Annotated in this window: 4 protein-coding genes; all 4 read right to left on the bottom strand. The window is 67.1% G+C overall.

What is annotated here, in order from left to right; all coding sequences use genetic code 11:
* Window positions 1–126: 126 nt before the first annotated feature.
* From CFB40_RS34555 to CFB40_RS34540, 4 genes are read right to left on the bottom strand one after another with little or no spacing between them, the layout of a single operon-like run.
* Window positions 127–1,830 carry a cyclic peptide export ABC transporter gene (locus tag CFB40_RS34555; RefSeq protein ID WP_089433865.1) on the bottom strand — a complete coding sequence of 568 codons (1,704 nt, stop codon included), beginning with the start codon at window positions 1,828–1,830 and terminating at the stop codon, window positions 127–129.
* A gap of 16 nt (window positions 1,831–1,846) precedes the next feature.
* On the bottom strand, window positions 1,847–2,329 hold the full coding sequence (locus CFB40_RS34550; protein ID WP_089433864.1) for a hypothetical protein: 483 nt from the start codon (window positions 2,327–2,329) through the stop codon (window positions 1,847–1,849).
* Window positions 2,330–2,383: 54 nt separating this feature from the next.
* A complete protein-coding gene (locus tag CFB40_RS34545; protein WP_256976964.1) occupies window positions 2,384–3,046 on the bottom strand; it encodes a glycosyltransferase family 25 protein in 663 nt (220 codons plus the stop codon).
* Window positions 3,043–12,573: an amino acid adenylation domain-containing protein gene (locus CFB40_RS34540; protein ID WP_089433863.1), complete on the bottom strand. Its 9,531-nt coding sequence runs from the start codon at window positions 12,571–12,573 to the stop codon at window positions 3,043–3,045. Before CFB40_RS34540 ends, CFB40_RS34545 begins: the two co-directional genes overlap by 4 nt.
* Between the last annotated feature and the right edge of the window lie 26 nt (window positions 12,574–12,599).

The following is a 12,599-nucleotide window of genomic DNA, read 5'->3' as shown; positions in this document are numbered from 1 at the left end:
GCGCATGGATGCCGACATGATTTAAACACCCACGTGCGAATGCGTCTGTAACGGTTTGCCGGGACAGACGCATCGCCGGCCGTCGAATCCGGTACGGCGCGCATCGTGTCCCATCGGGATCGCGGCTCATCCGGCGGCTTCGGCCGGGACGGCGCATACGGCCGTATCGGAGAAGATACGGCCGCTATCGAGCCGAATGACCCGGTCCGCCAGCTTGAAGTACTGATCGTCGTGGGTAATGATGACGACGCATTTCCCGCGGGATTTCAGGTCGGGAACCAGCACTTCATAGAAGAATCGCTTGAAGACCGGATCCTGATCGGCGGCCCATTCGTCCAGGATGTAAATCGGACGATCCTCGATGTACGCGCAAAGCAGCGCCAAGCGCTTGCGTTGCCCGGTCGATAGCGCCCGGGTGGTCGAGTAGGTGCGGCCGGAAATCTCGATCTTGTCCGCCAGTTTCAGGGTGTCGAGGTATTTCCGGGCAAGCTCGATGCTGTCATTGCCCCGATCCGGCCCGATGATGCGATTGAACAAATGGAAATCGGTGAAGACGGCGGAAAACAGGTTTCGGTAGCGTTCCCGGGCATCGTCGTCGATGACTTTTCCGTCGAGCGAAATGGTGCCGCCGGTCGGCGCATAGAGGCCGCTGAGGACCTTGCCCAACGTGCTCTTGCCGCTGCCGTTGCCGCCGATTACATAGACGAGTTCTCCGGCATGAATCGTCATGTTGATGGGGCCGAGCACGAAGTCGGTCGACGATTCATTGTCACGGTAGTTCATCGTCACCTCGTTCAACTCGATGACCTTCCATGACTTCGCCGATGGGGATGCCACGGCGCCCGGATGGGGCGGCTCATTGTGTGCGTCCTGCGTGTCGTCGATCAGGAAACCGAATTCCGCCAGCCGGGCGAGCGCGGTCTTGCCTTCGGCCATCACCGGCAGGATATTGATCAGCATGGTCAAGGGCCCCATCATGTAGAGCACGGCCAGAATGCTCGCCGTGAGGACGGACGGATCCACGACGCCGAGCGAAGGCACGCCGAACAGCAGGAAGCCGAGCAGCACCGCGACGGTGATCTGGCCGATGCTGTCGCCGCTCATGAACCAGAAGCGTTCGATGTAGTTGAATCCCGCCACGCGCTTCGATGACAGTTCGATCGCGGCCCGGGTGAACCAGCGGCGCCTCGCCCGGTTGAGCTTGAGTTCCTTGATGCCGAACACGAGGCCATGCGTGTATTCGTTGAACTGGACGAATTCATCGCGAACCCGCTCGGTGAAATTGACCGCCTTCCGATAGAAGAACAGGTAAAGCACCAGGCCGACGAGGGTCAGGATCATCGTCGACGCGAAAACGATCCACGAGAGATAGGCGAGATAGACGATGCTGCAGATCAGCACGACGGATTGAACGATGATCGTCGGGATGGTGAGCAGGGTCTGGCTCAGCTGCGGAATGTCCTGTGTCAGCAAGGTCAGCACATGGGGGGCGCCGCGTCGGTCGATTTCATCGAGCGGGGTCGCCAGGATCCTTTTGCACAGGTTGACGCGCAATCTCGTCATGACTTTCATGCACGCATAGGACGGCATCACGGCCGCGCCGCTCCTGCAGACCACCGCGATGACATTCACCGCAATGAACATCAGCAGCAGCGTCTGTCGATCAGACGGGGCGTGCAGCACGGTGCTGATCAACCCGACGCCCACGATCGACGCGATGCCGCTGACGAGGCCCGTCAGGACCGTGCCCAGCGTCAGCCAGGGATGACTGCGCCACATCAGCGTGACGGCGGAATGCCAGGGCGGCGATTTGCTTTGAGCGGAATCCATGAATGGCCAATAGGTCTCAGTTGATCAGGTGGCTGAGTTCGACATTGCTTGCCGCTGATCTCAACCTCGACGAGGTTTCGTGCTGGCCCAGGAACGTGATGCTTTCCACGATGCCCAGGGGCGAATCGGAAAACAGGATGCAGCACTTCAGCAGGCGCTGCGCCCGCGCCCAGCCGACGCTGTCCGTCGAATCGGCCACGCTCCGCAACGCGGCCTCGACCGACGCGGCCGTCCAGTTTTCGTTCCGTGCCAGCCGCGACTCGACCTGCCGAAGAAATTGCAGGAGCGCGCGGGGATTGCTTTCGATGCTGTACATGAGGATGTAGTCGATCCGCAGTTTCTTCGTGATCAACGGAAAAATCAGGTCGATCACGCCGGCAGTCGATTCGCATTTCCCGTAAGCCAGTGAAATCGCGTCGCCGAGCTTGCAGTCCCGGTGAAGCGCATCCAGCGCGGCCTGTACGAACGCCGCTTCGAGGTCAACGGTGGTGGTTTGCATGAGGTTCAATGGCCTGTCGAGTGAGGGTTCGCGGCGAGCACGGGGCGGCAGGCGTTACCAGCCGTCCGGAATGGGCATCGAATAGGTCAGCGGCTTCTCCGGCATCACTTCGTCCATGATGTCGGAGTAGCCGGACTCCTGTCCGACCAGGTTCGGCTCGAAGCAGTAGCAATTGAACGTCTGCTGCAGGACGAGGTTGTTGCGGTCGTTGATCGCCGGCGGGTTTTCGTTGATCGCGATGAACGCGTCGTAAAGCGAGTCCCTGACGACGTACGCGTGCGCGGTGAGCGTCTCCACGGCCTTGACGATGTTCGGCGCGACGGGAATGGGCGGCGTGAAGTGATACGCGCCCAGGAACAGCATGTGCCAGTCGTCCGGCACTTGCGCGATGAACTCGGGGAAGCGCGCGGCGAACTCTGCGTCGAAGAACGCGTCGTCCTCGAAGATCAGGACTTCGCTGGCGCCGGCGGCCTTCGCCTGTTTCACGGCCGCGAGATGGCTCATCGTGCAGCCGTAGTCCTGCGGACGCATGTGGCTCAACGATTCCGGCACGCTCACCAGCCTTGCATCGACGGCGGACAGCCGTTCCACCGTGAGGATGTTCTGCTCTGCGAATTTTCGTTGCATCGCTTCCCAGCGGTCGGGACGCCGGTCCAGGTTGATGCAGACCTTGCGGGCGAACGTGTTGTCGATCGTCGGCGTTGATTTCAGTTTCATGAGGGTTGTTTTTCCAGGAACGAGTTGACATGGGCGGCGAGGGCGCCGGCATGCGGATCGAGCAGCATGGTCAGGTGGTCGCCGGGGACGTCCGTCACCGCGACGGGGAGCGTCGAGAAGCGGGACCATCCCCAGGCCGGGTCCAGGCGAAGCTGCGCGATCTCGGGCGACGGCGCGAAGTCGTCGGGATCGTGCTCGGTGCTGCGGAACAACGCGATCGGTACGGGCAGCGGCGTGGCGTGCGGCGCGTAGTGCGACTTGAAGTTGGCCTGATAGACGCGCAGGTACGCGCGCAGGCGCTCGGGCCCGGCGTCCGCGAACCAGTTGCCGCGGTCGCCGATCCGCGCGAGGATCAAGTCGGCCTGGCCGTCGGGATCGAGCGGGACGAGGTCGGCTCGCGTCACCTGGAGGTCGGCGCCGAGGAAGGTGCCGATTTCGTGGGCGATCGCGACCAGCCATTCGGTGTCGTCCCAGTCCTGCCAGTACGTGGCGGCCGGGCTGTCGATGGGCGCGGACGCGTCGAGGATCGCCAGCAGTTTCACGTCGGCGCCCTTGGCGACCAGTTGCCGGCTCATCTCGAGCGCCACGTGCGCGCCGAACGAGTGGCCAGCGAGGTAGTACGGACCCGCGCCCACCAGCGGCCAGATGCGCTCGATATGACGGGCCGCGATGTCTTCCACGCGGGTGAGCGGCTCGCACGCGCCGTCGAGGCCGGGCGCTTCCAGCCCGTGAATCGCGTGGGCGCCGCTCAGGTGGTGCGCGAGCGGGTGGAAGTAGACCACGTTCCCGCCGGCGCCCGGCAGCAGGAAGAGCGGCGCGGCGGGGCCGCCGTCGCGAATCGGCACGAGTCCGCCGGCGGGCGCGGCCGGTTCGTTCGTGGCGAGCGCCGCCGCCAGTTTCTCGATCGTCGGATTCTCGAAGAGACAGGAAATCGGCAGCCGGCGATCGAACGCCTTCTCGACATGGGCCATCAGCTGGATCGCGATGATCGAGTGGCCGCCGAGGTCGAAATAGTTGTCGGTGACCGCGATGTCGTCTCGTTTGAAGATCCGCTGCCAGATCTCCAGCAACGTGCGCTCGTCCGCCGTGGGCGCGACGACGCGTGCCGCCGTGGCCGCACCGGCGGCGGCTTCGATCGCCGGCCCGGCCGCATCGCGCGGCGCGCCCGGCTGGCCGTCGGCGGCCGGCGGATCGGCGAGCTGGCCGGTCGGCTGGTCCGGGTGCTCGGCGAATCGCTCGAGCAACGTGCGGAGGGTATCGAGCATCTGCCGCACGACATCCGGCGCGACACGGTGCGCATCGTGCGAAATATGGAAGCCGATGCGCGCGTCCGGGTGCACGGTCAGGGTCAGCGGGTAGTTCGATTCCGCGAACGCGCGGGTGTCGAGGATCTCGATGTCGTCCGGCCCGAGCTCGGGGGCGGCGGCAACCGGGAAGTTCTCGAAGACCAGCAGGCTGTCGAACAGGCTGTCGCGGGCGGGCACTTCGCTCCACGACTGGATGTCGACCAGCGAGCTGTACGAGTGCGGCTCCATCGCCGTCTGCGCGGCGTGAACCTCTGCCAGCCATTCGGTGAAGGGGCGCTCGGGCGCGATACGCAGGCGCAGCGGCAGCGTGTTGATGAACAGCCCCACGATCGACTCGACGCCGTCGAGCAGCGGCGGCCGGCCGGACACGGTGACGCCGAAGACGACGTCGTCCGTTCCGGCGTGGCGTCGCAGCACCAACGCCCAGACCGCGCGGATCAGGACGTTGAGGGTGACGCGATGCGCACGCGTGAGCGCGTGCAGCCGCGCGGTCAGCGCCTCGTCCAGCAGGAATTGCTGGGTCCGGCGCTTGTCCTGTCGCGCGGCGTCGCCGGTCGTCTGCCGGGCCGGGCTGGCCGCGATCGGCGTGGCGGCGGGGAAGCCGGCCAGCTCGGCGCGCCACCAGGCTTCGTCGGCGGCGCGCGGATGACGCGCGAGCCAGTCGATGTACGCGCGGTATCCCGGCGCCGACGCCGCGACCGCGGGCGTGCCGGTGCGCGCGAGCGACAGGTAGTCGGCGAACACCTCCTTCATCAGGGTCGCGGTGCTCCAGCCGTCGAGGATGATGTGGTGCGCGCTCCAGCAGAAGCGATGGCGCGTGTCGGTTTCCTGGATCAGCGTGCAGCGGAACAGCGGCGCCCGCTGCAGATCGAAGCCGCGCTTCCGGTCGTCGGCGAGGAATGCATCGAAGTCCTGCGCGCGGCGGGACGCATCGCGGTGCCGCCAGTCAAGCACTGTCCACGGCAGCTCGACCGTGTGCAGCACGGTCTGGACGGGTTGCTCGCGATCGGCCCACGCGAACGCGGTGCGCAGCACGGCATGGCGCGCGAGCGCATGGGCCCACGCCTGCCGGAGCGCCGGCATCTGGAGCGGGCCGCTGACGACGAAGCTGAACTGCTGGAAATAGGCGGCAGGATCCAGGTCGTACAGCGAATGGAACAGGATGCCCTGCTGCAGCGACGAGAGCGGGTAGCTGTCGTCGATGTCGTCCGCTGCGGTGTCGGGGACCGACGCCGCGAAGTCGAGCAACCGGTCCCTGAAGTGCGCCGCCAGGTTCTCGACCGTCTGCCGCCGGTGGAGCCGCTCGCCGTAGCGCCAGTCCACCTGCAGCTTGCCGTCGACCACGGCGGCGACGATCTCGAACGCGTGCGTGCGCTGCGACCGCCCGGCGCGCAGCGAACCGAGGTCTTCGGCCGCCGGGCGCCAGCCGTCGGATTGCTGCAACACGGTATCGAGCTGCCCGTGATAGTTGAAGAGGATATCGGCCTGCGGCAACGCGGCGAGACTGTCGCGCACGGCGGCGTCGGGGCTCAGGTAGCGGAGCAGCGAATAACCGAGACCGTCGGCCGGAATCCGGCGCAGCTGCTGGCGCGCGGCACGCAGCGCTTGCTCCGGCGTGTGCATCGCGTCGGCGTCGAGCACGACGGGGTAGATGGACGTGAACCAGCCCACCGTCCGGGTGAGGTCGAGCGGCGCATCCGCCACGTGGCGGCCGTGACTCTCGAGATCGATCCGCGTGCGGGCGTTGCCGGTGACCAGGCTGCAGGCTTGCGCGAGCGCGATGAGCAGGACGTCGTTGATGCGGGTGTCGTAGGCCCGTGGCAGCCGGCGCAGCAACGCGGTGGTGTCGGCTTCGTCCAGCTCGAATGAAACGGATGACGCGTCGCCGACCGCGTTGTTGGCCACATTGTTGGGCGCGCCTGCGGCCGGATAGTCGACCGGGATCGGCTCGACGGGCTGCGCGAGGAGCGCTTGCCACAGTCGCGCTTCGTCGCCGATGGCCGGCGACCGGGCCCGTTCCTGCAGATGCAGCGCCCATTCGCGGAACGACGTCGTTTTCGCGGGCAACGGCTGGCCGTGGTAGGCGGCATGCAAGTCCTCGAGCAGCACGCGCCACGACACGCCGTCCACCGCCAGGTGATGGATCGACACGAACAGGCGGGCGAGCGGCTCGCCGGCCACGCAGAAGAGCCGCGCCGCCAGCAACGGGCCATGCGTGATGTCGATGCCGCGCTCCGCGTCAGCGGCGGCGGCGCGCATCGCCGCCAGGCGCTCGGCGGCGTCGCCGGCGATCACCTGTTTCGCAAAGAGCGCCGGCATCTCGCCGCCGGCGACGACGTGCTGGGTCCAGCGGCCCGCATCGTGCGAGAAACGCAGTCGCAACGCGTCGTGATGTTCGTAGACTTGCCGGAACGCGTCGGCCAGCCGCGACGCGTCGAGATCCGCCGGCACCTGGATCAGGACCGTTTGATTGAAGTGCGACGGCGCGTCGATCTCCTGGTCGAAGAACCAGTGCTGCACCGGCGTGAGCGGCGCATCGCCCAGCGGGCTCAAGGTCGGCACGTAGGCTGCCCGCTCCTCGGGCGCGGCGGCCAGCTGCGCGATCGTCTGATACTGGAACAGCTGCTTCGCCGTCACGCGCAGCCCCGCCTGATTGGCGCGCGCGACCACCTGGATGCTCAGGATGGAGTCGCCGCCGAGTTCGAAGAAATTGTCGTGGATGCCGACGGAAGGCAGCTGCAGCACGTCTTGCCAGATCGACGCCAGCAGGATTTCCCGCGGCGTGACGGCGGGCGCGTGCGGCTGGGCCATGTTGACCACGTTGACCCCGTCGGCCGGGGCGGGCAGCGCCTTGCGGTTGATCTTGCCGTTGGGCAGCATCGGCAACGATGCAAGGACGACGAACTGCGACGGCACCATGTAGTCGGCGAGCTTGCCGCCGAGATAACCGCGCAGATCGGCAATGTCTGGCTCCGCGGTCGCGACATAGGCGATCAGGAACGTTCGGGCTCCTGCGGTTTTCGCGATCACGACGCAGTCGTCGACCGACGGATGCGTGCGCAGCGCGGCCTCGATTTCACCGGGTTCGATGCGCAGGCCGCGCAGCTTGATCTGGTGATCGATGCGGCCGAGGAATTCGATGTTGCCGTCGGGGCGGTAGCGCGCGAGATCGCCGGTGCGGTAGAGGCGCGCGAGCGGGTCGTCGGAGAACGGATCGGCGACGAACTTCTCGGCGCTCAGTTCAGGTTCGCCGTGGTAGCCGCGCCCGACCGGCGTGCCGCCGATCAGCAGTTCTCCGGGCACACCGATCGGCGTGGGCTGCATCTGCGCATCGACGATGTAGAGGCGGGTGTTGGCGATCGGCCGGCCGATCGGGACGATGCGGTGCGGGTCGTCGTGCCGGCATTCCCACGCGGTCACGTCGACGGCGGCCTCGGTCGGGCCGTAGAGGTTGTACAGCTTGGCGTCCAGGCGCTCGAGGCAACGCTGCTGCAGGTCGTGGGGCAACGCCTCGCCGCTGCATACGACGCGGCGCAGCGATGCGCAGTGCGCGTCGAGGTCGGGATGGTCGAGGAACGCACGCAGCATCGACGGCACGAAATGGAGCGTGGTGATGCGTTCGCGCTCGATGAGTTCGACCAGATAGTCGGTCTCACGCTGGCCGCCGGGGCGGGCGAACACGAGGCGCGCGCCGGTGACGAGCGGCCAGAAGAGTTCCCAGACCGAGACGTCGAAGCTGAACGGGGTTTTCTGCAGCACGGCATCGTCGGCGCAGAGCGCGTAGGCGTGCTGCATCCACAGGATGCGGTTGGTGATCGCGCGATGGGTGTTGAGCGCGCCCTTGGGGCGGCCGGTCGAGCCGGACGTGTAGATCATGTAGGCGAGGTTGTCGCCGTCGAGCGCGGGCGTGGGGTTGGACGTCGCCGCGGCATCGAGGTCGAGCGAGTCGGTATCGACGACGATCAGGCGGGCGTCGGTCTCGGGCAGCGCGTCGCGCAGATGCTGCTGGGTGAGAAGCCAACGCAACTGCGCGTGGTCGATCATGAAGCGCACGCGCTCGGCGGGGTAGTCGGGGTCGACGGGGACGTAAGCGCCGCCGGCCTTGAGGATCGCGAGCAATGCGACGCTCATGTCGAGCGAGCGCTCCATCGCGACGCCGACGAGTGCATCGGGGCCGACGCCGAGCGCGATGAGGTGGTGGGCGAGGCGGTTGGCGCGCAGGTTGAGTTCGGCGTAGGTGAGCGTCTGGTCATCGAAGACGGCCGCGACGGCATCGGGCGTGCGCTCGACCTGCTGTTCGAACAACCGATGCAGCGGTTGTGCGGCGGCGTCGCCGAAATCCGTGTCGGTGCGGTTCCACTCGACCGTCATCAGGTTCCGCTCCGCGTCGCTCGTCAACGGCAGCGCGCCGAGCGGCGCGTCCGGATCGGCGATCACGGCATCGACGAGCGTGCGGAAGTGTTCCGCCATGCGATCGATCGTGGCGGCGTCGAACAGGTCGAGGTTGTATTCCAGCGAGCCCGCGAGGCCGTCGTCGGCATCCTGCACATGGAGCGTGAGGTCGAACTTCGCGGTGTGGGTCTCGACCGCCACCGGCGTGGCCGCGAGACCGGGGAAGCTCACCGCCTGGGACGGCGCTTTCTCGTACGCGAACACGACCTGGAACACCGGCGTGCGGCTCAGGTTGCGCTCGAGCGCGAGCGAATCCACCACCTGCTCGAACGGAATCTCCTGGCGGCTGTAGCCGTCGAGCGCGACGCGCTTCACGCGCGCCAGCAATTCGCCGAAGGTCGGATTGCCCGACAGGTCCACGCGCAGCGCGAGCATGTTCGCGAAGAAGCCGATCAGCGGCTCGGTCATGCTGGACCGCCGGTTGGCGATCGGGGAGCCGATGACGAGGTCCTGCTGGTTGCTGTATCGCGACAGGAGCAGCGCATACGCGGCGAGCACGACCATGAACGTGCTGGTGCCGGACGCACGCGCGATCGCGCGCAGGCCGTCGGCGCGTTCGCCGCTCAGCTGGAACGGCAGCACCGCGCCGCGGAACTGCTGGATGGCGGGCCGCGGGCGGTCGGTGGGCAGTTCGATCAGGTCCGGCGCATCGGCCAGCGCGGCGCTCAGCAGCGCCAGTTCCCGATGCGTGTCGGCGGACGCCAGGCGCTCGTGCTGCCACACCGCGTAGTCCGCGTACTGGACCGCCAGTTCCGGCAGCGACTCGCCGGCATAGAGCGCGGCCAGTTCGCCGATCAGGATGCCTGACGACCATGCATCGGAGACGATGTGATGCATCACGATGCCGAAGACGTGCAGGCGCTCATGGACGCGATACAGCACGACGCGATAGAGCGGCCCGGCGGCGAGATCGAACGGGCGGTCGGCTTCCTCCGCGAGCCGCGCGAGCGTGTCGGATTCGCGGGCGACGTCGACGACGTCGAGCGCGACCGGCGCCGGCGGCGCGATGCGTTGAACCCCGCGGCCGTCGACGGCGGGAAACGTCGTGCGCAGGATCTCGTGACGCCGGCTGATCTCGGACACGGCGGCCTGCAGGCGCGCGATGTCGAGTTCGCCGTCGAAGCGCAGCGCGCTCGAGATGTTGTAGGTGGCCGACGGGCCTTCCAGTTGCGCGAGGAACCACAGCCGCTGCTGCGGAAAGGACAGCGGCAGGTCGTTCGCGCGCGAGCGGGGCAGGATGGCGCCGGCCGTCGAACCGGCGTGGGGCGACGACGCTTCGATCAGGTCGGACACCGCGCTGATGGTCTGGAGTTCGAAGATCGCGTCGATGCCGATCTCGACGGAGAAGCTGCTCCAGATCCGCGAGACCAGCTGCATGGCTTGCAGCGAATCGCCGCCGTAGTCGAAGAAGCGGCCGGTGAGATCGACGGCCGGATTGTCGAGCACGTCGCGCCAGATGCGCACCAGCTCGAGCTGAATCGGCGTGGCGTCGAGCGGCGTGGCGTCGAGACGGGCGTCGTCGGGCGCGGCGTTGGGCTCCAGCGCCAGCAGCGCCGGGCGATCCAGCTTGCCGTTGGCGTTGAGCGGAAATTCGGCGATCGGGATGATGTCGGACGGGACCATGTAGTCCGGCAGCTTCCCGGCCAGATAGGCCCGCAGGTCCGGCACGCTCAGGCTCGCGGCGCCCTTGACGTAGGCCGCCAGCTTGCGCACGCCGTGGGCGGATTCGCGCAGCATGACCGCCGCGCCGACGACGTCATCGTGCGCGGCGATCGCGGCCTCGATCTCGCCGAGTTCGACACGGTGCCCGCGGATCTTGACCTGGTGGTCGACGCGCCCGTAGCACTGGATACGTCCGTCGGGCAGCCACCGGCCGATGTCGCCGGTGCGATAGATGCGCGCTTCGCCGGGGAACGGATGCTCGACGAATTTCGCGGCGGTGACGTCGGGCCGCTGGTGGTAGCCGCGTGCAAGGCCCGCGCCGGCGAGGCAGATTTCGCCGGGCACGCCGAGCGGAACCGGCCGCAGCGCGTCGTCGAGCATGTACACGCGGGTGTCGGCGATGGGCCGGCCGATCAGCACCGTCGACGGCGCGTCCTCGACGCGCTCGACGATGCAGCCGACCGTCGCCTCGGTAGGGCCGTACTCGTTGTAGATCTCGATCGCGGGATCGATCTTGCGCAGCGTGGCGATGTGCTGGGGCGTCAGTTCCTCGCCGCCGACGATCACCTTGCGCACGCCGGAGCGTGCCAGGTTCATGTACTCCAGCAGGTGAATGTGGGTGGGCGTGAGCTTGAGGGTGTCGACGCCGCTGCCGGGCTGGAACATCCGGGCCAGGATGGTGTCGATGCTCTCCGACTGCGGATAGATGCGCAGCGTCTTGCCGCGCACCAGCGGGCAGAAGATATTGGTGAGCGTGAAATCGAAGCAGAGCGAACTGTACAGGCCGAAACTGCCGGTCGTGCTTTCCGGAAAGTAATACGCGGCGGCCCACGCGATGTAGTGGGCCAGGTTCCGGTGTTCGAGCAGGCAGCCTTTGGGTTTCCCGGTCGAGCCGGACGTGTAGAGCACGTAGGCGAGGTGCGCCGGTTCGGCACGGTACGGCGGGTTGTCGGGCCGCGGCGGCCAGCCGGGGAGTTCCTGGTCCAGCAGCAGCGTCACGCCGGAGAACTCATACCACTGCGCGAGCTGATTCGATTGGGTCACCAGCAACGACAGGCCGGTGTCGCCGAGGATGTGATTGATCCGCTCGGCCGGATACGCCGGGTCCAGCGGAACGAACGCCGCGCCCGCCTTCAGGATGCCGAGAATCGCGACGATCATCCATTCGGAACGATCGAGCATGATGCCGACCAGCGATTCCGGCCCGACGCCGTGGTGTTCGCGCAATTGATGCGCGAGGCTGTTGGCCCGGGCGTTCAGGTCGGCGTAGGTCATCAGCGCACTGTCGGTGACCAGGGCCGGCGCCGTCGGCGTGCGGGCGACCTGCGCTTCGAACATGGCGACGACCGTCGGGTGGCTGGGGCCGGCCGTCGCGGTTTCGTTGAAGGCGCTCAGCAGCGGCCCCTCTTCCGGCGGGGCCGATGCGATGTCGCCGACGGCCGTGTCGAGGTGTTCGAATGCCGCCAGCACCGCGCCGAGGCTGCCGGCGAAACCGTCGATGATGAAAGGCTCGATCGCCGTGCTGTAACGAAGCTCGATCTCGCCGCGCGCGAGCCGCAGATGCAACTGCAGATCGTCGTCGCGACCGGTCGGTGCGTGGTGCACCCGGTCGTCCGCCAGCACGACTTTCGTGAGCTGCGCGAGCGCCATGTCCTTTTCGTTGCGCACGAGCGTTTCAAGCGGGAAGTGAGGCTCGGCGTAGCTGTCTTCCACGATCGCGGCCACGCGCGACAGGTAGTCCTCGACGCGCTCGTCGGGACGGACCTCGATGATCAGCGGCACGGTGGCGGCGCGGGCCGACGGATGCGCGGCCAGCGCCGGCGTGCCGAGCACCGTGACCGGAATCCGGAAGTATTTCCAGAGCAGGAATGCAATGCCCGCCGCCGTGACGGCGAACTCGGCAAGCTCGCCGTCGCCGATGCGCCGCAACAGGTCGAGCGACGCGGGCGTGAGCCGCACCGTGCGGGACAGCGGGCGACCCGGTTGCTGATTCGGGGCGTACGTCGCGATCCGGTAGACGCCGGCGACCTGCGAAAGGCTTTCGCGCCAGAAACGCGCGGTGGAGGCATAGCGATGGTCGGTGACCAGCACGTTATTGTCTTGCACAGGACACTCCTTGAAACGTTTTGTTC

Origin of the sequence: Burkholderia sp. AU31652 (assembly GCF_002223155.1) — a bacterium.
In the GTDB taxonomy this organism is placed as follows: domain Bacteria; phylum Pseudomonadota; class Gammaproteobacteria; order Burkholderiales; family Burkholderiaceae; genus Burkholderia.
The sequence above is the reverse complement of the archived record's forward strand: the minus strand, read 5'-3'. Positions and strand labels throughout refer to the sequence as shown.